Annotated in this window: 15 protein-coding genes; 5 read left to right on the top strand and 10 right to left on the bottom strand. The window is 63.8% G+C overall.

Annotated elements, in window-relative coordinates:
* Nucleotides 1-47: 47 nt before the first annotated feature.
* The 4 genes from D451_RS0100550 to eccCa form a co-directional block, all read right to left on the bottom strand.
* Nucleotides 48-410: a hypothetical protein gene (locus tag D451_RS0100550; RefSeq protein ID WP_017533038.1), complete on the bottom strand. Its 363-nt coding sequence runs from the start codon at nt 408-410 to the stop codon at nt 48-50.
* A 10-nt stretch (nt 411-420) separates the two neighbouring features.
* Entirely contained in the window at nt 421-717 is a 297-nt protein-coding gene (locus D451_RS0100555; RefSeq protein WP_017533039.1) for a hypothetical protein, read from the bottom strand.
* A gap of 29 nt (nt 718-746) precedes the next feature.
* A complete protein-coding gene (locus D451_RS0100560; RefSeq protein ID WP_026124711.1) occupies nt 747-1,085 on the bottom strand; it encodes a hypothetical protein in 339 nt (112 codons plus the stop codon).
* Between the two features lie 129 nt (nt 1,086-1,214).
* The gene (eccCa, locus tag D451_RS27115) at nt 1,215-5,135 is read right to left on the bottom strand and encodes a type VII secretion protein EccCa (protein WP_241463268.1); all 3,921 of its coding nucleotides are present in this window, start codon (nt 5,133-5,135) and stop codon (nt 1,215-1,217) included.
* Nucleotides 5,136-5,406: 271 nt separating this feature from the next.
* On the opposite strand from eccCa, the gene eccD reads away from it, so the two are divergent.
* The 5 genes from eccD to D451_RS0100590 all read left to right on the top strand — a co-directional run bounded on the left by eccD (nt 5,407) and on the right by D451_RS0100590 (nt 11,606).
* Nucleotides 5,407-6,747 carry a type VII secretion integral membrane protein EccD gene (eccD, locus tag D451_RS0100580; RefSeq protein WP_026124713.1) on the top strand — a complete coding sequence of 447 codons (1,341 nt, stop codon included), beginning with the start codon at nt 5,407-5,409 and terminating at the stop codon, nt 6,745-6,747.
* 111 nt (nt 6,748-6,858) lie between these two features.
* Complete coding sequence (locus tag D451_RS27715) at nt 6,859-7,230, top strand: hypothetical protein (RefSeq protein ID WP_152472743.1); 372 nt, start codon at nt 6,859-6,861, stop codon at nt 7,228-7,230.
* A 103-nt stretch (nt 7,231-7,333) separates the two neighbouring features.
* Nucleotides 7,334-9,790, top strand: a complete 2,457-nt coding sequence (locus D451_RS27720) for a TPR repeat region-containing protein (RefSeq protein WP_357226997.1) — start codon at nt 7,334-7,336, stop codon at nt 9,788-9,790.
* A 62-nt stretch (nt 9,791-9,852) separates the two neighbouring features.
* Complete coding sequence (locus D451_RS0100585; RefSeq protein ID WP_017533043.1) at nt 9,853-10,926, top strand: PQQ-binding-like beta-propeller repeat protein; 1,074 nt, start codon at nt 9,853-9,855, stop codon at nt 10,924-10,926.
* Nucleotides 10,927-11,342: 416 nt separating this feature from the next.
* Nucleotides 11,343-11,606: a hypothetical protein gene (locus D451_RS0100590; RefSeq protein ID WP_017533044.1), complete on the top strand. Its 264-nt coding sequence runs from the start codon at nt 11,343-11,345 to the stop codon at nt 11,604-11,606.
* Nucleotides 11,607-11,751: 145 nt separating this feature from the next.
* Here the strand turns inward: D451_RS0100590 and D451_RS0100595 are convergent, their stop codons facing one another.
* From D451_RS0100595 to D451_RS0100625, 6 genes are all read right to left on the bottom strand, one after another.
* Nucleotides 11,752-13,791: a WD40 repeat domain-containing serine/threonine protein kinase gene (locus D451_RS0100595; RefSeq protein WP_017533045.1), complete on the bottom strand. Its 2,040-nt coding sequence runs from the start codon at nt 13,789-13,791 to the stop codon at nt 11,752-11,754.
* A gap of 26 nt (nt 13,792-13,817) precedes the next feature.
* Complete coding sequence (locus D451_RS0100600; protein WP_241463269.1) at nt 13,818-15,818, bottom strand: protein kinase family protein; 2,001 nt, start codon at nt 15,816-15,818, stop codon at nt 13,818-13,820.
* Between the two features lie 69 nt (nt 15,819-15,887).
* On the bottom strand, nt 15,888-17,969 hold the full coding sequence (locus tag D451_RS0100605; RefSeq protein WP_026124714.1) for a WD40 repeat domain-containing serine/threonine protein kinase: 2,082 nt from the start codon (nt 17,967-17,969) through the stop codon (nt 15,888-15,890).
* A gap of 455 nt (nt 17,970-18,424) precedes the next feature.
* Nucleotides 18,425-20,461, bottom strand: coding sequence for a protein kinase (locus tag D451_RS0100615; protein ID WP_017533048.1), 2,037 nt, complete (start codon nt 20,459-20,461; stop codon nt 18,425-18,427).
* A 46-nt stretch (nt 20,462-20,507) separates the two neighbouring features.
* Nucleotides 20,508-22,559, bottom strand: coding sequence for a serine/threonine-protein kinase (locus D451_RS0100620; RefSeq protein ID WP_017533049.1), 2,052 nt, complete (start codon nt 22,557-22,559; stop codon nt 20,508-20,510).
* A gap of 16 nt (nt 22,560-22,575) precedes the next feature.
* On the bottom strand, nt 22,576-24,675 hold the full coding sequence (locus D451_RS0100625; RefSeq protein WP_017533050.1) for a WD40 repeat domain-containing serine/threonine protein kinase: 2,100 nt from the start codon (nt 24,673-24,675) through the stop codon (nt 22,576-22,578).
* Nucleotides 24,676-24,767: the final 92 nt, after the last annotated feature.

The following is a 24,767-nucleotide window of genomic DNA, read 5'->3' on the forward strand; positions in this document are numbered from 1 at the left end:
CCCCCTGTTCGTGGTGGAGAGGTGTGGGTTTCCGACGATCCAGAGTGTCAGAGTCGATCCGGCAGCAGGGGGGCTTCGATGACGGGGACCGGGGCCGACTGCTGTCGGAACTGCCCGAACCCACGTTGTTCGTTGATTTCCTGCTGCCGGTCGAATGCTCCGATCAAAGCGATGACCCCGCAGATCAAGGCGGTGAGGATCAGACCGCCGATCACCGCCGGCCACACTCGCTGACGCCGGCGCCAGTAGCGACTGGAACCGTAGAGGAGCGCCGACCTCAACTGCCGATGCCGGAGGGCGTCCGCCTGGAGGACGTACTTCTCCTCGTTGGGCGTGTAGTGGAACGCCTCTGGGAGCTGGGGGTCGGCTTCGGCAGACGAGGTCTGCGGTGTGGCGGTGGTCGAGGACATTTTACTTATTCTACTGGAATTGGGTTCCGAGCTTTACCAGCATGGCGTTGAAGTTCTCGCCTACCTCTTCGGTCGTCGAGATGACCTCTGTGAAAGCGTTCAGAACATCGTTGAAGTGCCCTTCGAATTCTCCTGCTTCGGCACTGAAGGACTCTGCGGACTCGCCACCCCAGTCTCCCAGTGTGTTTCTGGCGGCCTGGTCGATTTGAAGCATCAGTTCCATGAACTGGTTGTAATGGCTGTGCTGGTCGTCCTGAACATTCGCATGCTCGCCTCGATCGTAGGCGAGTTCGAATTGTGATCTCATTTTTTCCTTCTGTCGTTTTCGATTGGTTCCTAGCCGTTGACGCTGCGAGCCAGTGAGCTGACGCTGTTGTTGGCCTTATCGAAAAGCTCGCTACTGTTCACTTCGGTGGTGTTGACCATGTCCTGGCTCTCGCCCAGCTTTACTCCATTGGTGGAACACCATTCCATGAGCTCGAAGAATCGCTCTTGCAGCTTTCCGGCGGTTCCTTCGAAAGAGGTCCCGGTCTGGCCGACCATAGCGCGAGGGATTCCCTCCATGTCGGCGATCAGCAGAGAGACCTGATGGTACATGGCATCAGCCTCTTCAGAGAGATTCTGCCCACCCTTTCCAATACTGTTACTCTCTGCGAGGGTTATGTGTTCAGACATGATTTTCAACCTTCCTTTCTCGTGTTTGATTGTTGGGATTATTTGTGGATCTCAGATCTTCTAGATCATCTGAGTCTGATGTGAGTTCGGCTGCTTTGGTTCGGGTGTATATGGAAATTTAACCTTATGTTATTCAGGCGGTGAACTCCAGCCCGTCTGCACCAACTCAGGAGGCTTGCCACGAATCGCGAGCTGAGCCCGCCCCGGAGGTAGCTCTCGGGAGGCCACGCCGTTGGAGAGGCGTCCCTCCCGGCGGTCACCAGAGAACAGAAGCCCGGGCGTGGCCATGTCGTTCATCGCTTGAAGGACGGGATCGAACAGCGCACGACCCGCACCACCTGTTCGGCGAGCAGCAATGATATGGAGGCCCAGGTCTGCTCCTTGCGGAATGTAGGGAGCGAGGGCGGACAGGGGGCTCCCCCGGCTTCCGAGCATGTCCAGATCATCGACCACGACATAGAGGTCCAAGCCCTTCCACCAGCTGCGCTGGCGAAGTTGGCGTGGGGTCACCTCGGGCCCGGGTAGGCGTTCCTTGAGAGACCCCGAGAGCTCGTTCGCGACGTTCTGTGTCTGTTCAGAGTTCGTGCAATAAGCGAGTAGGTACTCTTTGGGGACAAGTTCCAGGTGACTTCTCCTGAAATCGACCAGGACGATTCCTATCTCCTTTGAAGGGCGTTGAATTATTTGTTTCATCGCACTTCGCAGGAAGGAACTCTTTCCGCTCTGTGGGTCTCCGAAGATGAGGAGATGTGGATCTCTGGATAGATTTGATTTGGTCGGAAGCAGGGTGTTCTCTGCGACCCCAAGTACCAGTTCGTTTTTCCGCTTGGAAAATCGATGGTTTTTGATCAGGTGTTCGAGATCGATTTTTTCGGGTAGAGTCTTGACCCCTTGGACCGCCTGCTGGGGCCAGCGTTCCTCCACTCGTTTTATCAAATTATGGATACCATCGGAAATGGTGTCCTTGTCGGCTTCTCCATCCACCCTGGGTAGAGCGATCTGTAGATGGTTTTCGTCTGGAATGACTCCGCGCCCAGGAAGGTCCTTGGGGAGCGTGTCGGCTATTTTTCGACCGATTCCGGAGTCCATTGAATCGCTTAGTCGAAGCTCGAGTCTCCCTCCGAAGAGTGATTGGAGGCGCGCTCTGACCTGAGAGTTCGAAGCGCCTGTAAGGATTGTATGGACGCCGAGGGAAGGGCCTCTGGTTGCGATATCCATGACGATTCCATCAGCGTCTTCAAAGAACTCGCGGACGGCGGACCAGCCGTCGATCAGAAGAAAAACATCACCGATAATGCTGGACGGGACGGTTTTTTCTGATCTCGCTTTTCGGAGAGCCGCAGGAGAGTCGATTTTGTAATTTCGAAACGATCTCTGCCGATATTCCAGCTGTGTTTGTACATCCTTGAGTACACGCTGGACACGTTCAGGATCGGAGCGTCCTGCCACACCGGCTACCTGAGGGAGCCCTTCCATGGCTTGGAGCGATCCGCCTCCAAAGTCGATGGCATAGACAGCTACCCTGCCTGGGGGGTAACGCCAAGAGAGGCTCGCGATCAATGTGCGGAGTAGGGTGGATTTTCCAGACTGAGGTCCACCCAAGAGGATGAGGTTTCCTTCTCCACCGGTAAAGTCAAGTTCTGTGGGAACGACTTTCTGCTCTCGCGGGTGATCAGTGAGACCGACGATCGCACGCATATCGTCCGGCTCCGGCTCGATGCCTGCCCCTTCTGATTCTTCTTCTGAACCCAGATGTTCGAGAACCTTGTCCAAGGTAAGTACTTCTGGCAGTGGGGGGAGCCATACAGGACGGACCCGGGCCACCCCTGAAGCCACGATCCGATCGATGGCGACCTGGAGGGTCGTCCGACTCTCCTGCTCTTTTTTGCTTTCTTTGGTCGACTTTTCTGCTGCGGCTTCGACCAGTGAGGCCAGGATCGATCCTGTGTCCTTACCCATGGCCTTGTCAAGGCCATTGAAGGAAAGCAAAGGCAGCGGCTGTTCACCTTCGTCTTTGTCTTCACTCTCATCAGGAGAGACATATGGTTGGGACACCATCGCGGCTTTGAAGCGCTCGAACACGGACGTGTCCACCTTCAGGTAACCGGAACCTGGTTCAGGGGGAAGGTGATAGGCGTCTCCCACACCGATGGCCTCCCGGCTCTCGGCCTCGGAGAAGGTGCGTAGACCGACTCGGTACGAAAGATGAGAGTCGAGTCCTCGGATCTTTCCAGCTTCTAGACGTTGCGTGGCCAACAACAGGTGCACACCGATCGATCTCCCGATTCTACCGATAGCGAGAAAAAGTTCAGCGAAATCGGGGTGGGCGGTGAGCAGTTCGGAGAACTCATCGATGATGATCAGTAGATGAGGTAGAGGCTCTAGATCGGGGTTCTTTTCTCTGGCTGCTTCGTAGGCGTGCAGGTTGGGGAGGTTCCCCGCCTCCTTGAGCACCTGCTGCCTTCGAGTCAACTCACCGAAGGTCGCCTCGCGGAACCTCATGACGAGGGAGTCGTCATCGGCCAGGTTGGTGATCAGACCAGCACTGTGCGGAAGGCGATCGGTGTCCGCGAAGGTGGCTCCACCCTTGAAATCCACCAAAAGCAGGGCCAGATGGTTCGGGTCATGGTTGATCACCAGTGACGCCACCATGGTCCTGAGCATCTCTGACTTACCCGATCCGGTCGCACCGACCACCAGCCCGTGCGGTCCCATCCCACCGAAGGCCGACTCCTTCAGGTCTAGGAGAACGACGTTTCCGTGTGGGCCCACGCCGATGGGAACCCTGAGGTAATCTCCGGTGCTCCGTGGTTTCCACGTCTTTCGGGTGTCCAACTGGGCCACGTCCGGTACGCCCAGGATCTCAGGAAGCCCCACGGTCAAGTGCATGGAATCGTCACTGTCGGCGGTGGAGACCCCATAAGGGGCCAAAGTACGGGACAAAGTGGTCAGCTGGGCGACACTGGACCGGTCTGCTCGTCCCTTCAGCGGATTCTGCGCCTCGGTCCTCTGTGTCCTCGTGCTCTCGAGATCCTCGGTCAGATTCCCATCGGCGTCGATGGCCAACCGGAGGTCGACCGCCTCCGGTTCCTGGCGGCGCTCCCGAACCAAGGCGATCACATGGATACCGAGAGAGGCTAGGGACGGGACAGGAGGTTCCGCCTGGAGACCGGACAGGGTGGACTGATGCTCTCCATCCAAAATGATCACCAGCCGCTGGGTGCCGGGGCCGGGTGCCTCGCCTCGGCGCCTTTGGAGGTCGACTGTTCGGCTCTCGATCTCTTCAGCGAGGAGTTCGGCCATCTGCATACTGTTCCTGGCGACGAACCGTGCTGAGAAGGGGCCGTCCTTGGCCCCGTCGAAGGTGTTGTGAGGCAGCCACTTGAGCCACTCCCACTCGGCACGCGTCTTATCGTCCCTGACCACACCGATGCGTAGATCCTGCGGTGAGTGGAACGTACTCATCTGGGCGATCAATGAACGGGCCAACGCTCTGCCAGAGGCGGGATCACTCAGAATCGATGTCACTCCGATATCCCGTAGGGGAAGAACCAATGGCATCTCGGGTACGTTCGCGTACAGGTCGATCAGCTGTTCCGCGGCACCAAGGCAGACGGGGTCGTAGACGATCAGTGGGTTCGAAGTGTCTACTTTGAGCTTCAGTTGCCGAGCCAGTGGGCGAGTCCCCGAACCGGCGCGCAGAGCGAGAAAGTCGGGATCTGTGGAACGGCGCTCCCATCTACGAGCACGTGATCTACAAGGCTCGAGCAGGAGCGCGGGATCCGGATGGCGAAAAGTGTTGTCCACTCGTTGTACAGACGCGACGTCCCTGATGATCTCGCGTAGCTGATCAAGGTAGTCGACATAGCGTTCCCGCTGTTCACGGATGCGCTTGCGGGGCCCGTTGTGCTGGTTGACGAACATGATGATGCCGATGATCACGCTGGCCCCCATGATCATCACGCCCGCGACCGCCATCAGGGGGCGATGCCCCATGGTGATCGACATCAACAACGATCCCGACCCGGTGATGATGGGCATGACGATCATCGCTCCGGAGCTTCCCGCCGGCGCGTCCTCCGGCATCTGCGGAGGAGTGGCGAAGACCAGGGGCTTGTCATCAGGTGATGGGGGAGTGCTGCGAGCTGGTCGGGGAACCGGTCGCGTCGCCACGATGCTCTCTTTTCAGTCTACCTCGGGGCCAGTTATCTGGATGACTACGCTAAGGATGATCTCGCGAATATCGCGAATCGCGCAATCGATCTTCATCCCGCACTTGAGCGGCCACATCCGCTCAAGTCGATAACAAAGGAACCCTGGTGTGAGTGGATACTGCCGGGTCACGGTCACAGGTCCGCACAAGTGGGCTGACCTGGCCCTCCCTGGGACGGTCCCCGTGGCGACCCTGATGCCCCGGATCATCGAGGTCTGTTGCCCCGAAGATGAGAGTCTCGAACCGGGTACATGGTCGTTGACCACTGCTGATGGCGATCCGGTTCCGTTGGACGAGCCCTTGGAGACCGCGGGGGTCTACGACGGGGACGTATTACTTCTGAACCGACAGGTCGCTCCGGAGCGCTCCCGGTATGTCGACGATGTACGGGGCGCTGTGGAGGACCAGGTCGATGAGACGGCCTGGATCTGGAACTCGACGGTCACGCTCGCTTTCGGTCTGGTCACAGCAGCTGTGGGACCTTTGCTGGTTCTGGGGCTGATGATGTGGTTGAGCCCATCGATCGGGCACATGGGGGTGGCCCTACTCGGAACCGTGTTCACCTTGGCGATCATGGTTTATGCGGTTCGTAGGCCGTTGATGGCCATCGCTCACGTGCTGTTGATCACCGCATGTGTCTGGGGTGCGGTCGCCCTGGTGAAGACCGCCGGACTGTTCATCGAGGCCGGACCTCTCGTCATGACGGCCTTCGCTTTGTTCGGTGCTCTTCTGGTGGCTTTGGCCGGTTGGGCGATACATGAGATCGGTCTGGCCTACATAGCCGGTCTCAGCATGATGGCCTTGGCCGCCGCGATCCTTGTGACGGTGGGCATCTTCACCGATCCTGTTCAAGGACTGAGGGCGATGGCTCTGACCTTGGCCATGTGTGTCGGAGTACTGCCGCGAACCGCGATGGTGATGGGCGGCCTGTCAGGGCTCGATTACGAGGTGAGTCGATCAGGGCAGGTCGCGACGGAGCGCTTCGAGGGAACCTACGTCAGCAGTGATCGTTTGCTGCAAGGACTCATGATCGGTACGGGGGTCAGCGCGGGAACGATCCTGATCCTGCTTGCCTACCTAAGGGAAGGCCACCCCGACCTACTGCTCTGTGGACTGCTTTCCGGGTTGCTCCTGCTGCGATCGCGGCTGTTCGACCGCATTCGTCATGTGCTGCCCCTACGTATCCCGGGCGTTCTAGGCGTGGGTGCCACAGGCTTGGCCACAGTCGGCCAGTATCCGGTGTTTAGTTCGTGGCTTCCGCTTGGGATACTTCTGCTCGGTATGACACTCGCTGTGATCAGTGGAGTTCGGTTGACCGATGTTCCCAGGGCATCATTGCGCCGTCTCCTCAACTGGGTCGAGATCATCGTGGTGGTTGCTATTTGCGTGGCCTTCGCCTGGTCGATGGGCCTGTTTGATTTTGTGGCAGCCAAAGCTGGAATCGCATGATATTTGAAAATTCGACCAGTCGTTAATTCATTCGGCGATGGAAATTGTCGAGATTTGTTTTTAGACTTTCGTAAACCTTGAGTACTTCTGAAGTGATAGTCCAGGGTTTTCATGAAGGAAACATTTAAATTCAAGGGAGATTTAGTGTCGGGATTTGGAGTTAATGCTCCCGAAGCTTATGCGGGAGGGGCGGAGGCTGAGGCTGCCGCTGTAAGGTTGGGTGATCTTCCAGTTGACTGGGCTGATGCGATCAGTGCAGCGGAAACGGCTGTCGGAAGTAATCCTGAGGTGTCCGGTTGGAGCTCCCTGGGAAGTAATTTCGAAGATTTTATGGAAGAGGTGAAAGAACAGGCTGATATTATTGCTGGAAATATCCAATCCTCTGCCTCGGAAAGCAGTTCGGTGGACGGCCAGAGCGCGGAGGATTACAGGGGAAACTCCAGCTCTCCTATTCTTGATGAAGCGATCGTTAATGGCAGGTAGTTTCTCTCTTTAATGCTATCAGGAAATAGATTGATCGGGGGTTGTTGTGTCTAATTCAGAATACCCTTTGAGGTACAAGACGTGTGATGCCTCTGTGTCTGCGATGCAGTCTCAGGTCGAGGCTTTCGACGAGATCTATGCAAATATATGTGGCCGCGCAGATAACTATAATGCTGTAGTAAACACAACTGCGGGAAATTTTTCAGAGTTGATCGCGGACGATCTGCTCGGAGTTGCTGAAGAGAACAGAACAGCATGGAATTGTGCACTCTCTGCGAGTTTTCATGCTGTTGGTGTTCTAAACCTGTATATCGCAGCCGTCGAGCATTACGAGGATCGTATTGAAACGCTGGAATCGGAGCTCGATACCGAGATTTCTGCGGCTGAGACAGATAAAGAAAAGCAAGATCTATCTGATGAGTACAAAGATCTTGCCGATGGAGAGTGGGAGACGCTGAAAGGAGCAGCTGGGCAGGCCTCGGATATGCTCAGCGAAGGACCCACTCCAGAGAATGTAAGAACTCTAACAGAAAATGGATACCTGGGAGATGTTCCAGGCGGTCTGGGGTGGGTGGTAACAGGAAATGTTATCTATTTTTCCCTGCCTGAAGGGATGAGTGGAAGGGAGTTTTCAGAGGCGGCTAGAGAGGCCGCAGAAGGGGCCCCAGATCCGACAGGTGAGCGTGCGAGAAACGCTGCTCTTCTGGCTGCTTTTATGTCCTCGCTTGCACTTCGCGAAGAAACGATGACCGATCGAGAGCGAGAAGTTCTAGAAGAATTCAACGGAAGCCTTGAAGGCTCAGGAGGTAATCCTTCCGGGATCCATGGCGATTATGTCAATATCATGCGACAGATTTCGGAGAACAATTTTCTTTCCTATGGTGAGAAGAGGGACTTGATGAATGCCCTGGGCACTTCGATCATGGTTACCTCTGATGAGAGCAAGGGGGGTGGATTCAGCGATCTTCCGCAGTCGGTAAGGCACTTGATCTCCGGTCCTGAAATCTATGGTCCAGGTACTGGAGAATGGGGGTCAAACTGGGAAGAAGATTTTGGAATTCTCACTCGATACCTTGAGTTCGCGAGTGAGTCTCACATGGCGAGAACCGCCACTGAAAACGGTCCGGGTGAGCCGTTGGTCGGTGGCGATGTGTTCTCTGCCACGGCAATAGGTACTGTAGCTGCAAATCTTGATGGTGCTGATGACGAAGATGTCATGGCCAGGATTCTCAGAATTGCCTCTGAGAATGAAGATGCCAATTATGCGATAATTACCGGAAGTTATCCTAACGGGGATTCTTACGATCATCCTGGCTATTTCAACTATGGCTCAGGGAGAACTGGGACGAATAATGAAGAGCTCTTGGGGGAGCTTTTTTCGCATAAGTGGGAGAGCGAAGAGGGAGAGTCCTCGGTGACGGGGGTGGTTGATTGGATTCACGAGTGGAACGATGGGGGGAGTGAAGAAGAGAAGCTCATGGCTGGGGATGCGGCATTTTCTCTAATTGAGATAATGTCTGGCGGGGGGAATGATAATCCATTCCAAAACACTGGTATCGAGGTGGATGGAAATGAAAATGCAACGGTTGGGGAGGTTAATACGCATCTAGCGGATAGTTTTGCTGATATGTACCTTTCCTATATTGATGATTTTTCGATTACTTATGATGGAGATGACATAGGATATCGAGAGCTTACTGAGGCCGGAGGTGATCCTCTTTTTCATGAAATCGGGGATAATGCTTTGGTGCTCCCGGACTCTCTAAAAAGAGACTTCCTTCACTTGATTGTATCCAATGAAGACGTTTCTCCTAAGGCTATTGGTATAACTGAAGTTCAAGAGCGGAGGATTCTTAATCAGGTGATTGATGAAGGGGGGGTGGACTACAGAGGTGGCGGGGCCACGGCAGGTAGCTTGAGGGAGATTGTAACGGAAGCGATTATCGATGATTACGAGTCAAGAGTTGATAGTGTAGAAGAGGCGCGAGACGCTGCGCAGCGAAAATTTGAAACAGGCTATGGAGTTTTCTCTGCTGTAGTTTCTGGTGCTGCTGGTGCGGGTGGTCCAGCTGCTTCGATTGGGGCTGATGCTCTTCTTGAATTGATGAAGGCGCCTTATGAAGATTTTGTAAAGGAGGGCATAAAGCAAGATATTCCAGATGTTTATTCTGCTTGGGATGAGGAGATGAGGAGAAATGATGACAGGCCGGAAGATGAAAAAAGAAGTGACAGGGATGATCTTTTTGACTTTGTCAAAAAAGAGCCCCAAGCTGCAGAGAATCAAGTTGTTCTTGACATGGCTCACGTTTTCCTGGAAAGGGGTATAGTTGATGTCGAAAAGCTCCAGGATGAAGGATTGTTGGTTCCTGGGGGTGGCGGAGACTCCAGGCTCCCCGTCACTCCGGCTGAGTGGGATACCGGCTCGGATATGCAGGCGAGTCGTTTGCTGGCGATTCTTCGCGAGGGCTATGTCGAAAGTTCTGGCGGGTCCCAGCAGGATGTTGATGATTTCATGGATGCTTATGTGAATAATTACAACCCAAGGGGACTCCGTGACTGATTTTTATATTCTTCTTTGGGGTTAAATTGAAGAAGATTATTTTCCTTGTCTCTTCTCTTCTGTTGCTTCTCGGGGTCTCCATGGGGGTGTTGCCGGCCTACCTGGCCGGGAAGTTCGCGTCGTCGGACCATGAGGCCCCTGAGTGGCTGATCCTGGACGAGGCGGACCAGGTGGTCGAACTCCTGGAGGACGATCCCCGCGGGCCGGTGCGGGAGCTCTCGACCACGAACAACGGTGTGCTGGCGGTCTTCGACGAGGCGGTCGCCCTGTTCGGCACCGCCCCCGTCGTCGAGGTGTGGAGCCGACACGACCTGGGCGGGGCGACGGCCGCCGGGGTGACCGCGGACAGGGAACGGGTGGTGGTGGCTTACGAAGGTTCGGCCTTGCTGTCCGGTCGCACGCGATGGCTCGTGCTCGAAGCCGACACCGGGAAGGTCATCGACGCGCACTGGACCGCGGAGGCCCCTCAGGGCGTGGTGTCCGTACTGACGGCCGAGGCCAGGGTCGTGCTCTCCGACGACGGACGGGTCGAGGCCAGGTCGCTGGACGAGGACCGGGAACTGTGGAGCCACGACCAGGGGTGCGAGAACACCGAGGTCGCGGCCGTGGGGGCACGGGTGACCGTGGTGGGCGTCTGCGGGGACGAGGTGCGGTCGGTGGAGTTGTCCGCCGACACCGGCACGGTGTTGGAGAGCCGTTCCTGGCCCGGCACCGAGACGCCCGAGTTGCTCGCTCTCACCCCCACGACGATCCCGGGCGGCGTCGACGATCCGGTGGAACGGTTGTTGGGCGGAGAGTGGGCGGAGGGCTATCTGGACCTCGATGATGCTTTGGGCGAGGCCGACTACCTGCCTCCTCGAGTGGGGGACGACCGAGCGCCGGCCCGTCTTCTCCTGATCGAGGACCCTCAGGACGCCCAGAACCGGTTCGCCCTGGAGGTCGCCGGGCTTTTCCTGGAGCAGGGGACGATCGATCCGGAGGACCTCGAAGAGGCGGGGCTCATGGTCGACGGAGCTCTGCCCGACACCCTCCAGGGGTGGGACACCGGCGTGGATCTCCAGAGCGCGCGGCTGCACGAGCTGCTCACCGAGGTGGTGGCCGAGCAGGGCTCACCGTGGGAGGACCTCGATCGCTGACGGGCCCCGGAGAGGGCGCTCCACTCCGTCGGGCCGAGGCTCAGTGCATCCGTGTTCAGTTTCGCCCGGCCCGCTTGGACCCGGGAGGATCTGGACACGGTCCTTTCTCATGCCGAAAAGGAGGGCCACGGCCTGGTCCAGGACGCGTCGGTCTCCCGTCGCGGGGTCGTCGTGGTCTTCGCGGAGACGGTGATCTCCTACGGGGTGGATCCGGTACGGCGGGTCTGGCGGCACGACCTTCCCGGGGAGGTCGTGGCCACGGCGCTCTCACCCGGCGGCGACGTTCTCCTGGTCCAGCACCGGGACGACATCGGACCTTTCGCCGGAGAACGGCTTCTCCTGGTGGACACCGAACAGGGCCGGGTCTCGAATCCGAAGAGCGCCGATGCTCCCACGGCCCGGAGCTGTCCTCTCATTTGGAGGCACCGCTCCAGGACGCGGAGGCCGCTCCGAAGGAGATCGTTCTCTTTGATCCTCTGCCCCGGGAGGGGCGTGGCCGCCTGTACCTGGCCGCCGCACGAGCGCTGGTCGACGATGCGGAGGCTCCGGTCGCCCTCGAGGATCTTGACGAGAGCCTGCTCATCGATGGTGAGCTCATGGAGCACCTGGGTCAGTGGGGCGCGAGTCCGGATCTGATGTTCGGGAGGCTGGAGGAAAGCCTGAACGAAGCCTTGGAGTAAGGAATTTTATCGTTTTCTTTTGTGAATTTTCAGATGTTCTTTTTGAAAACTGGGAGGTCGATTTTTGCCCTTTCCTGTCTCTTCTTTCGGTTGAAAATTACCCTTCCTGAGGGCGGGTTAGGAGACTCTTGTTGGGTGTTTCGGCTCAGCGGATTTCGTGGGTGTTCTGGAGGGTCTCGGGGTCGAGGAAGATCAGGGCGGGAGAGCGGGGAGTGTTGTCGGTGATCACGATGGTCTCCCCGGCCGGGTGCGCGGTGGGGTTCTCGTAGATCAGCGTGGTGCTGGAGGTGAGCTCCTCACCGGTTTCCAGATCCCACTGGTATCCGCCGGATCGAAGGGCCTGGTTCGGGGAGACCCCGAGGAGGAGACGGGACTCGTCGTGGGTGAACTCCAGCCCCTCCGAGGAGTAGGACGACTCGAACTCGGCCACGGGTTCGTCCTGTACCAGGTCGTGGACGGTGGTGGTCTCGAAGTGTCCGGAGCTGATCGCGATCAGGTCTCCGCTGGGGGAGAACGCTATCTCCAGGTTGTTCACGCTGAGGGATTCCTCAGCCCCCGGATCGTCATGGACGACTTCGTGCACCTGCTCCAGTCCGTCGGTCTCCCGCACTTCCACACGGGCGTGGGAATCGTCGTAGGAGGGGAGGGCTACTGCGAGATGTGCGGCGTCCGGACTCAAGCTCATTGCCGCCACTTGTCCGGGGACCTTCTCCTCCCACCCCTCATCGGTCTCCCAATTCCAGAGACGGAGCGTCGTATCACCCTCCGAACCACGTTCTGTGAAGAGCGCGACGGGTTGATCCGAAGCGATGGAGACTCCATCGATGTAGGAGCTTCGATCCGGGTCTTCGGGTGTATAGGAGGCGATCTCGTTCTGTTCGAGGTCCCAGATGGTGAGGAGGCCCTCGTGGCCGCCGGCGACGCGATCCCCCTTGACGTCGACGGCGCTCATCGGTGACTCGAAGGCCTGTTGAGGTTCCCCTTCACGCCAGTCCCATGGGGTGAGCCGGTCTTCGGAGTGCACGTAGAGAAGGTCTCCGTCCGCTCCGAAGTAGGTTCCCTGCACAGTGTCGGTGAAGGCGGGTCCCGAAGAGTCGAACGCACCGGGGGAGACATCGCCCTCCTCGGGCTCCTCCGAGGCCTGACCCACGGCTTCCTCGGTCTCCCATGGGCGGAGCAGGGCGATCCCCGTGCCCGTGGTCAGGACCAGGGCGGCGGCCGCCGCGCCAATGATGAGAGCGGTACGGCGCCGGCCGTGGGTGGTGGACAACGCCTGGAGCCTCGGGGGCTCGTCCGTAGTGGCCACACGTTGGAGTTCCCGCCGGTGATGGTCGATCTCCTGGCCCACCTGTGCGGGCAACCAGCCGTGTTCGGCGGAGGGCAGGGGGCCCGTGGAGAGTTCGTGGACGATCTGGTCGGATGTGGGGCGCTCCTCGGGGGCCTTGGCGAGGCATCGGTCCAAAAGCGGGCGCAGACTCGCGGGAACCCCTTCGAGGCGGGGCTCCCCACCGGCGACCCTGGTCAGGACCTCGGCGGCGCGGCCTCGGCCGAACGGGGGCTCGCCCGTGGCGGCGAAGACCACCACCCCGGCGAGGGAGAACACGTCGCTCGCCGGGCTCTGGGTCTGTCCCAGGATCGCCTCGGGCGAGGTGTAGGCGGGGGTGCCGAAGGCCTCACCGGTCTTGGTGAGGACGGTTCCCTCGACGGCTCGGGCGATTCCGAAGTCGATCACCTGGGGGCCGCGAGGGGAGATCAGGACGTTCCCCGGTTTGAGGTCCCGGTGCATCAGCCCGGCCGTGTGGATGGCCTGGAGGGCCCGGGCCAGCCCCAGTGTGAGGACCCTCAGTGACTCCTCGGGGAAGGGGCCGTTGGCACGGACGGCCTCGCTCAGTGTGGGGCCGGGGACGTACTCGGTGGCCATCCACGGGGTGGACGCCTCGAGGTCGGCGGCCAGGATCGCCGGGGTGAAGGGGCCCCGGACCATTTGAGCGGTACGGACCTCACGGCCGAATCGGCTCAGGAAGGAGGGGTCCTCGACCAGGTCGCGGTGGATGACCTTGATCGCGGTCAACTGTTGTCGCGGAGTGCGGGCCAGGTACACCTTGCCCATGCCGCCCGCGCCGAGGACGGCGAGTACGCGATGGGGACCGATGTGATCGGGGTCGGCGGGGCCGAGAGGTCTCATGATGGTCGTTCCGTCCGGAGCCGGGTTCAGGAGAGGGTGTCGATGACTTCGAAGGTCTCCGGATCGAGGATCCGGACGTCTCCTTCGGGGCCGATCGAGGCGATGGCCTCGCCGTCGGGGTGGAAGTCCATCGGCCGTGAGGCGATGTCCTCGTCGCCGATCTCCTCTCCCGTCTCCAGGTCCCACAGGTATCCGTGGTTGGGGAAACGACGATCGGACCCGGGGGGCGGCGCTTCTCCTCCGCCGGACGGGTTCGGAACGACCACGTAGCTGAAGTGCAGGAGCCCCAGTTCCGTGTCGACCCTCAGGTTGCTCACGGAGTGGTCGGTGTGCTCCTCCATATCGGCGTAGTCCGGTACCGGGAAGGAATCGACCTCCGTTCCGGCCTCCAGGTCCCAACGGAGGATGCGGTCCTGGGAGGCGTAGACGATCTCCTCACCTTCGAGTAGATCGATGCGGGGAGAGGTGCTATTGCGAATGGTCTGTTCACGCCGGCCGGTGCTCGCCTGGCGGACTTCGAGGGTGCGGCCGCTGATGGCGATCAGCCGCTCCTCGTCCAGATACCGTGCGTAGAGGAAGGCGTCCGTCTCCTCCTGGTCCCAGGTCTCCACGACCTCTCCTGTGTCCAGGTCGATGATCCCCGTGCTGGGGTGGCGTCCTTCCATGTTGAGGTCTCTTCTGAGGTTGATGATCGCCCGCTCGCCCGAAGGCGAGTACGCGAACGAGTAGACCGAACGCGGTTCTGTGAGACCTGTCAGCACACGCTCGGACTGGGGGCCCAGGTAGTCCCTGATCTCTCCAGAGGGGATGTCGACGGTGGTGGCGACCGTGTGGCGAAGATCCGACTGGGGGAACTGATCGTAGGTGGTCACCTCCAGTTGGCAGCCCACCGGAGCGAAGGTGAAGACCCCCTGATCGATCTCTGCCAAGGGCCGGGCGATCTCTTCGCCTGCACGCCAGTCCCACAGGGTGAGGCCATGGTTGTAGCTGTTGACGGCCAGGAGATCTCCGTCCGGGGAGAAGGCCAGGTACGTGGCGTCGAACTCGTCGATGGGTCCCTCCGGAGGCGGAAAGCCCGGATCGTCGAGGCAGCCCGCGTCGGTGATGAGCGCCGGGGTCGTGTCCTCCTCGGAACTCACCGGTTCCTCTTCGGAGAAGGGCCACAGGAGGACACCGGCGGCGACCAGGATGAGGGCGAGCGCGGCCGAACCGGACGCGAGGAGCACGCCCTTCCCGCGTTTCCTTCGAGGTGAGGCTGCGGCCAAGGCCCGGGTCGCCTGTTCCGCTCGCCGGTCGAGGAGCCCGACGAGGTCGGAGGGCCAGGGATCGGGTGAGGCGGGGCCGCCGAGAAGACGTACGAGGTCGTCGGAGGTGGGGCGCAGAGCGGGGTCTTCACGCAGACAGGCCTCGGCCAGGCCGCGGAGTTGAAGGGGGAGCCGATCGATCCCCTCGGCCACGCTCTTCCCACCGACCGCCCAGACCAGGACGGCGGCCCAGGCGTACACGTCCACCGCCGGCGCGGCGCGGCCTTCCGGTGCGGCGAAACCCTGGTTGGACAGGGGGCCGATCTCGGCCGCCGCCCATTCGAATCCGATGTCGGAGAGCAGAGCCCCTCGGAGGGTGATGAGGACCGTGTCGGGGGACAGGGCCGCGTGGGTCCGGTGCCCGGCGTGCAGATCGGCCAGCCCTTGCGCGAGGGCGAGGGCGAGAGGTCGCAGTGCCTCCGCCGGCAATGGTCCGTGGGTCTCCAGCAGGGATCGCAGAGGGACGCCCTGGTGATACTCCGTCGCGATCCAGGGGGTGGTGCGCTCCAGGTCGAAGTCGAGCAGTCCGGCCACGTAGGGGCTGAGCACGTGCCGGGCGTTCTCGACCCGGTAGCCGAGCGCGGTGCGGAAGGCGGGGTTCGCGCTATGGGAGGCCTTGATGACCCGTAGGGCCACCGAAGGGTGTTCCTCGGAGCTCGCGACGTACATCCGAGAGCAGGAGTCCTCGCCGAGCCGGCCGACGAGACGGAACGGTCCGATCACGGGTGGATCGTGGGGGTTCAGGGGATGCATGATCTTTCGTTCTCCGGTGGGTCCGTTCTCGGGGCGGGGTCAGCCGAGCCGCTGGAGTTCCCGAAGGTCGTCGGCGTCGAGGATCAGAACGGTTTCGCTGTCGGGCTGGATCGCGCTGACGACCTCGCCCCCGGGGTGGACACCGAACCGCAGCGGAAGAACCTCGGCCTGAGGATCGATCGAGGTCGCCTCGGCGGGGTGGTCTCCGGCCGAGTACTCCCAGACGCTCAGGGTCGCGGCGGAGAAACCATCATCATCGGGATCCTCCATGAAAACCGCGTACAGTCGGTCGGCCTCGGGGTTGAACACGAAGTCGGTCAGGGAACCATTGACCTCCTCGTTCTCGTCCTCGAATTCGGGTTCGATCACCCAACCCGCTCCACTGTCCTCGAGAAAGTCGTAGTGGAACGGTCCATCCTCATGAGGGAAGAGGAGTTCTCCGTCACCGAGAAGCTCGAGGTTCACTCCTAGACCTCTTTCCCCGGAGAGTTGATCGAAGATCCGACGTCCCACCTCGGTCTCCCAGACCGAGGGAGATCCGGAACCGGACAGACCCGCCAGGTGCTCACCGTCGGGAGAGCGGGCGAGGAAACGTCGGTTGGAGGAACGCTCGTACACCAGCAGGGTCTCTCCGCTCTCCAGGTCGATGTCGTAGACCGACCCCTCGCTGTCGAAACCTCGGTCGGCCACGGTCAGGACGGTGCCGTCGAGGGAGAAGAGGGTGTCCGAGATGTCTCTCCCCTCGGCGTAGGTGGTGAACTCTCCCGTCTCCAACGAGTAGACGAGGGCGCCGTCCTCGGTGCCCCAGGCCAGTAGGCAGTCGTTGGGGCTGAAGTGCGGACGGGTGTCGCTGCGTTCTCCTCGGGATTCGATCAGGGCGAGCTCGGTCTCGTTCTCCCAGTCCCACAGGGCCACGCCCTGGTCTCCGGCGACGGCCAGGACCGAACCGTCGTGGGAGAAGGAGGTACGGACCCGGAACGACACGGACGGGATCGTGGGCTCCGACGCCGCGGCCTCGGTGAACTCGGGGGCCAGGTGCTCGGTGGGGTCGCAGACCTCTCGGGTGGCGGGTTCCGGTTCCGTCGACGGTTCCGCGGCGACCGGGTCCTCGTCCTCGCGAGGCAGGGGGCCGTCGAGCGCCCACAAGCCGAACCCTCCGAGGAGGACCAACGCGACGACCACGGAGGCGCCGGTGAGGAGACCGCGTCCGCGGCGAGAACGGTCACCGAACACGACGCGTGCCCGGTAGGCGTTACCAATGGCGTCCACGGCCGACGCGGGGGCCGGGGGCAGCCAGCGCGCGGCCGTCGGTTCGTGCGGTGCGGGTCCGCCGAGGGCCTGGAGGACCTGGACGGCGGTGGGGCGTCGGGCCGGGTCCTTGTCCAGACAGGCCGCGATCAGCGGGCGGAGGTTCTCGGGGACCCGACCGAGTTCGGGGGCGAGGTTCTCGGATCGGTACAGCACGGTGGAGGGGTGGCCGGCGCCGAACGGCCCTTGGCCGGTCAAGGCCCAGGTCAGAACCCCGCCCAGGGCGAACACGTCCGCCGGTGGGCCCGTCTGTTCGCCTCTTCCGGTCTCGGGGGCCATGTATCCAGGGGTCCCGACGGTCTTGCCGTGCTCCGGGGAGTGGCCGTCGACCAGGGCGCGGGCGATGCCGAAGTCGATGACCCGTGCGCCGTGCGGGGAGACCATCACGTTGGCCGGTTTGAGGTCGCGGTGGGTGAGGCCTCCCGCGTGCAGTCCGACGAGGGCCTGGGCGACACCGCGCGCCAGGTGTACGGCGGAGTGTTCGGGCAGGGGGCCGGTGGTCTCGATCAGGTGTTGGAGGGAGGGGCCCATGACGTATTCGGTGGCCATCCACGGTGTCTCCGCCTTGGCGTCGGCGTCGTACACGCGGGGGACGTTCTCGCTCTGCGCGCGTCGGGCCAGGTCGAGTTCGTCGGCGAACCGTGCGCGGAACGCCGGTTCGTAGGCGTGTTCGGAGCGCACGACCTTGACGGCGGCGGGGCGTCCGCGCCGGTCCAGCCCCAGGTAGACACGGCCCATGCCGCCCGCGCCGAGGAGGGCGATGAGGCGGTAGGGGCCGACCCGGGTGGGGTCCGAGGGGGCCAGGGGATGCACGGTGGATCGTTCCTTGTGGTCGTCGTGGTGTCGTCGCGCCGAGGCGGTGGCCCCGTTTCACCGGTGCCGGTCGGCCGACCCGGTGGGGGAGGGGTGGTGGGGCCGTGTCCTCGTGGCCGGTATCGGCCACGGAAGCCGGGGTGCGTCCGGCCGGAGGCCGGGAGCCGCCGGGGACGGAGGCGGGACCTCGAGAGGGGGCGCGGGCCTGTTCGGTGCGGACGACCTTGACGGCGGCGGTGCGTCCGTCCCGGTCCAGGCCCAGGTGGACGCGTTTTCCGCCGCCGGATCCGAGGGGGCGACGATCCGGTGGGGGTCATCGGCGGAGGGCTGACGCATGAGGGCTCTCGTGACGATGCGGTACGGCGTTCCGGGCGAAGTCTACTGGTGCGTTCTATAACGGGGCGTACGCCGTCCCTCGCCCGCCCTTCCCAGGTCGGGAGGGGCGGGCGGCGGGTTCAGTGGAGGGTGTCGATCGGTTCGAAGGTCTCCGGGTCGAGCAGAACGAGACGGGAGTCCGCGGCGGTCGTGGCGGCGATGACCTCACCGTCGGGGTGGAGGGCGAGCCCGGAGTAGCGGACGGGGTCCTCCGCCTCGGCCCACAGGTCCTCGCCCGTCTCGATGTCCCACGCGTAGGGGTGGTGGTTCCAGGCCGCGTCACCGACGGAGACCATCCAGTTGGCGTGGAGGACGTTCCGCTCGGGGTCGATGACCAGGTCGAGGAGGAGGGGGGAGTCGTCGGTCTCGAACTCCTCGCGGGTGAAGGAGGCGATCTCGCCGCCGTCGGAGGTGTCGACGAGGACGATCCGATCGTCGTCGAGGTAGGCGAGGCGGGAACCGGCGACGTCCACCGCCAGCGAGGTGGACGTGGACCCTCGGAACTCGCGGACCTTCTCGCCGGTGTCGGCGTTCCAGATGGCGATCTCGTCGCCGGTGCTGGTGGCGAAGTGGTCGTCGTCCACGAAGGTGGTCGTGTACTGGAGCCTGGAGAGCATCGGCTCTCCGGCCTCGCCGGTCTCGGTGTCGACGACGTGGGTGTTCGCCTCGGCCCCGAGCCGGGAGTCCAGGGTGACGGCCAGGCGCCGGCCGTCCGGAGAGAAGCCGAAGGCCTGCACGTTCAGCGGCTTGCTCATCCAACGTCCCTGTTCGTCCGGGCCGTCCTGGGGGCCCAGGAGTTCGGTGTCGGTCCCGGCGGCCAGGTCGTATCCGTGGGCGAGGGTGATGCTGTCGTCGCGTCCTTCGGGCTCCACCAGTTCGGGGACCACCACGGTGCAGCCGAAGGGGGAGAACACCGGGGTGCTCCGGGAACCGACGCTCACGGAGTCGGTGGGGCGGGCGATCTCCTCGCCCTCGCGCCAGTCCCAGATCGAGAGCCCCTCGGTCGAGGTCGTGGCCAGTACGTCCCCGTCGGCGGAGAACACCGGGTTCGAGAGGGAGACGTCCGAGGGCAGGGGGGTCTCCGGGGCGGGGTGGGCCGAGGAGTCCGGGCAGTCCGCGTCGGTGACCAGGGCGGTGCCTTCGGGCTCCGGGTCGTTCGTCTCGGAGGGGCCGCCGAGCCGGTCGTAGGCGATCACCGCGCCCACCGAACCGAGCACGACCAGGGTCAGCGCGCCGGCGCCGAGGGCGAGAAGACGACCACGTCCGGGCCTCTTTCCCTCGCCCGCGTCCGTCGTGTCGGAAGGGTCGGAAGGGGAGGCGAGCGCGTTCCGCTGGCGGTCGGCCACGGCGTCGATCACGGAGCGGAGCCGAGGCGGCCAGGCGGGCGGTTCGGCGGGGCCGCCCAACATCCGCACCAGGTCGACGGCGCTGGGGCGTAGTCGCGGATCGAGTTTGAGGCAGGTGTCGACGAGTCCTCGGAGTTGGAGCGGGACGTGGGCCAGGCCCGCGGGGCCCTCCACCCCGCCGGCGGCGTAGCAGAGGGTGGCGGCCCACGAGAACACGTCCGTCGCGGGGGAGGCTCCCCCTTCGGGTGCCGCGAACGCCGGATGCGGCGCGCGTCGTCCGGCGTCGGAGGTCGCCCCTTCCAGGCCGGGGTCGGCCATGAGCGCCGATCGGGAGGCCATCAGTACACCGTCCGGCCAGAGCGAACCGTGGACCAGGCCGGCCGCGTGCAGGTCGGCCAGGCCTTGGGCGAGCGCCTGGGCCAGAGGGGGGAGGGCGTCCGCCGGAAGCGGACCGTGGTCGCGGACCAGGTCGGTCAGGGAGGGGCCGAGGGGGCGGGAGACGGCGGCCCAGGGGACCGCGCCTCGGACGTCGGTCTCCCGGATCGAGCACACGTGTCGTCCCGGAAGGCCGCGGGCCGCCTCCACCTGGCGCGAGAAGGCCGAGCGGAACCCGGGGTCGGTGGCGTACTCGGGACGGACGATCTTCACCGCCACCGGGTCGCGGCCGTCGGCCGTCCCCAGGTACACGCGGGCGTAGGCGTCTTCGCCCAGGCGGGCGCGCAGACGGTAGGGACCGACGGAGGGCGGATCGTGCGGGTGGAGAGGGAACATGGGCCTTACCGGGTGACGAGGTGCGTGTGGACGTCGACGGGCGCGCTCATAGCCGGTCCAGGATCCGCAGTTCGGTGGCGTCCACGACCCACATGCCGTTGCCGTTGCCCGGGACGCCGATGAGGACCTCGCCCTCGGGATGCACGCTGATCTCGTGCATGTAGCCCTCGTTCGCCTCGGCGGTCAGGTCCTCTCCGGTGGAGTACTCCCACACCTTCATGTACGCCTTGGAGAAGTCGTAGTCCCCCGGGACGTAGGTGACGTAGACCCGGTCGGCCTCGAGGCTGTACTCGACGTCGTGCACCCTGAAGTCCTCCTCCATGTCCTCGTCGACGAACCGGGTGACGTCGGAGGTGTCGGTGAAGTTCTGCCGTCGGGCCCCCGTCGCCTCCGGGCGGAGGAGGTTCCGGTCGTCCACGAAGTACACGGCCTCGGGGTTGAGGGCGGGGCTGTCGGTGCCCTCGGCGATGATCTCCCCGCTCTCCACGTTCCACAGGTAGAGCCGTTCGAGCCAGTCCTGGGCGACGACGTGGGAGCCGTCCGCGCTGACGGCGAGGGCTCTCACGCTCGTCGGCCCGTCGGCGAGGGTGGTGCCCAGTTCTCCGGTCTCCAGGTCGTACAGCAGAACGGTGGAGTCGGACGAGGCGTCGCCCGACCCGACGACCAGCCGGCCGCCGTCCCGGGTGAAGGCGATCGATCCGATGTCGAACCCCTCCGCGTAGACGGTGTGCTCCCCGCTCTCCAGGTGGTAGACGTGCGCGCCGTCGTCGGAGGCGTAGGCCAGGAGGCAGTCGTTCGGGCTGAACGTGGGGTGGCCGTACCGCGCCGGGATCTCCGTCTCGATCCGCGCGACCTCCGTCTGTTCCCGCCAGTCCCATAGGGCCAGGCCCCCGGTGCCGGCCACCGCGAGGACCTCGCCGTCGGAGGAGAAGTTCGTGTAGAACATCCCCTCGTCCGTGTTGGGCGGGGTGAGTTCGTCCTCGGCGGCCTCGGCGAACTCGGGCGCCAGGTGTTCCTTCGGAGAGCAGACCTCGCGTTGGGCGACCCCCGGGTCCTCCTCGGGATCGCCGGGGAGGCCACCGATCAGGCCGGCCTGGCCCGCGGTCCACGTTCCCAGGCCGGCGACCATGGTCAGGGCGAGGGTCGCCGCCCCCGCGATGAGGAGTCGGCCGCCCAGGCGTCCCCGGCCTCCGGCCCTCGAACCCGTCGCCACGGCGTCGCGGTACTCGTCGGCGATCCCGGCGATGCGTTCGGCGGCCGCGGGAGGCAACCAGGAGGAGGCGATCGGGGCCGGTGACACGGGGCCTCCGAGGTCCCGCACCACCTGCGCGGCGGTGGGCCGGGACGCCGGGTCCTTGGCCAGGCAGGCCGAGACGATCCCGCGCAGCGACTCCGGGACGTCCTCGAGGTCGGGTTCGAGGTGGGCGATCCGGTACAGGACGGTGGAGGGGTGCCCGTCTCCGAACGGCCCCCGCCCGGTGAGGGCGTGGATCAGGACGCCGCCGAGCGCGAAGACGTCGGCGGGCGGCCCCGGAGCCTCCCCGCCCACGGCCTCGGGGGACATGAAACCGGGGGTGCCGACGAACCGGTCCTCTCCGCCGTCCTGGGCGTCGCCCAGGGTGTGGGCGATCCCGAAGTCGATCACCTGGGGTCCCTCGCCGGCGACCATGACGTTCCCGGGCTTGAGGTCACGGTGGACCAGCCCGGACGCGTGGACGCGTTCGAGCGCCTGGGCGATGGCCCGACCCATGAAGCGCACGGTCTCCTCGGGGAGGGGGCCGGTGTCCTGCACCAACTCTTGGAGGGAGGGACCCATCACGTACTCGGTGGCCAGCCAGGGGGTCCGGCCCGAGGTGTCGGCGGCCAGGACACGGGGGGTGAAGAGCCCGTGGACCCGCCGGACGAGGTCGAGCTCTCGGGCGAACCGTTCGCGAAAACCAGGGTCGTAGGCGTATTCGGCGCGGACCACCTTGACCGCGGCCGGCGTGCCGTCGGGCCCCAGCCCGAGGTGGACGCGGCCCATGCCGCCCGACCCCAGCAGGGCGACGACACGGTAGGGGCCGATCTCTCGGGGATCGTTCGGCGCGGATGGACGCATGACTGCCTTCCGGGGATCAGGAGATCTCGGCGACGATCTCGAAATCGCCGTTCAGGATCTGGACGCTCGTGACTCCACCGTCGGTGGAAGTGGTGGCGAGGTACTCCCCGCCGGGGTCGACCCCGATGACGGAGTCGAACTCCAGGCCCTCGGAGGGCAGGGGTTCTCCGGTGGCGGTGTCCCACATGTAGCCCTCGGAGGTGCCGAAGAGGGACGAGGCGCCGTAGGCGACCGAGCCGTCGGGGGAGAGCGCGACGTACCCGAGCTCCCCCACCGCCTCTTCGGGGACGTCCAGGTCCTGGACGTCCCCGCCGGCGAGGTCGACCACGAAGGCCTTCTCGTCGTCGGCGGCCACCACGAGCGTCTCGCCGTCGCCCGACACCCTGGCGTCGTAGGTCTCGGCGTCGTCGAAGCGGTGGAGTTCCTCCCCGGTCTCGGGGTCCCAGACGACCGTGGCGATGGACTCGGAGTAGTCGCGTACGGCGAGGACGCCCACCAGGACCGAATCGTCCAGCGCGTACTCCAGGTGGGTCAACATGCCCTCCACCTCGAAGTCGGAGGTCACCTCGCCCTTCTCCACGTCCCAGATCTGGATGAAGGGGTCGCCTTCGACGGTCCCGTCCTGGCTGGCCAGGGCGGCCAGCGTGGAACCGTCCCTCGTGATCGCCGGCATGTCGAACATGCCGAACTCCTCGGTCCGCCCCAGTACGGCGATCCGGTCGTCCACGCCGCCGTCCCAGACACGGATGTACTGCTCGACGGTGGACGCCACGTAGCCGGTGGAGGTGAATCGGGCGCCGGTCGCCGGCGGGTAGTCCTCGATCAGCTCTCCGGTGCGCCAGTCCCAGGTGGACAGGGTGCCCGAGCCGAAGACGTGGACGAGGTCCCCGTCCTCGGAGAAGTCGATGGTGTAGACGAAGCCGGCGAAGTGGTCGGAGGCCGGACGTTCCTCGTCGTCGGCCCCCTCACCCGGCGGCCCGGCGTCCGAACCGTCGGAGTCGGTGTCCTCTCCGCCCCCTCCCGCCGTGGGCGGGGGGTCTTCGGCCCGGTCCGGAAGGACGGTCCAGGCGAGGGCGCCCCCGCCGAGCAGGATCAGGGCGCAGACGGCGGCGGCCGCGACCACCACCGACCTGCGGCGCCACCACGACTCCGGGCCCTGCCGGGCCTGTTCCGCCATGGGGACGGTGGCCGATCCGCCGCCCATGGGGACGGTGGTGTGCTCGTTCGCGCCGGCCCGCTCCGTCTCCACGGCCTTGGCGTCGATCTGTCGGTCGACCCGGGTGGGCAGCCATCCGTGCTCGGCCGAGGGTAGTGGCGTTCCGGAGAGTTCGTGGAGGATCTCGTCCGCGTCGGGACGTCGAGCGGGGTCCTTCTCCAGGCAACGCGCGAGCAACGGTCGCAACGGTCCCTCGGGGAGCGCTCCGAGGTTCGGTTCCCCGTTCATGACCTTGTTCAGCACGCTGATCGACGTGCCCTCGCCGAAGGGCGGGAGCCCGCTCGCCGCGAAGAGCACCGCGCCGGCCATCGAGAACACGTCCGCTTTCGGGGTCACGTTCTCGCCGACGATCTGTTCGGGCGAGGTGTAGGAGGGGGTGCCGAAGGTCTGGCCGGTCCTGGTGAGCACGGTGCCCTCGACGGCGCGGGCGATACCGAAGTCGATGACCTGGGGCCCGCGTGGCGAGAGGAGGATGTTACCGGGTTTGAGGTCGCGGTGCATCAGCCCGGCGGCATGGATCGTCGACAGGGCGCGGGCCAGCCCCAGGGTGAGCACCAGCAGGGATTCGGCGGGGAAGGGGCCGTTCTCCCGTACGGCCTCCTTGAGGGTGGGGCCGGGGACGTACTCGGTGGCCATCCAGGGGGCCGGCGCGTCGGGGTCGGCGTCCACGACCGCCGGGGTGAAGGGGCCGCGCACCCGTTGCGCGGTGCGCACCTCGCGGGCGAACCGGGCCCGGAACTGGGCGTCGTGGGCGAGCTCCTCCTTGACCACCTTCATGGCGCACAGGTGGCCGTCGGGGGTTCTCGCGAGATAGACCCTGCCCATGCCTCCGGCGCCGAGGCGGGCGAGAAGTCGGTGGGGTCCGATGGAGGAGGGGTCGTCGACGGCGAGGGGTTGCACGGCTGCGGGTCCTTACTGCGTGCGGGACCTGGTGTTCCGGCTGGTCCAGGGGCGTACGAGGGAGGAGGTACCCCGTCAATGTAGCCGGTCGA

The sequence above is a fragment of the Nocardiopsis alba DSM 43377 genome, from assembly GCF_000341225.1.
Classification (GTDB): Bacteria; Actinomycetota; Actinomycetes; order Streptosporangiales; family Streptosporangiaceae; genus Nocardiopsis; species Nocardiopsis alba.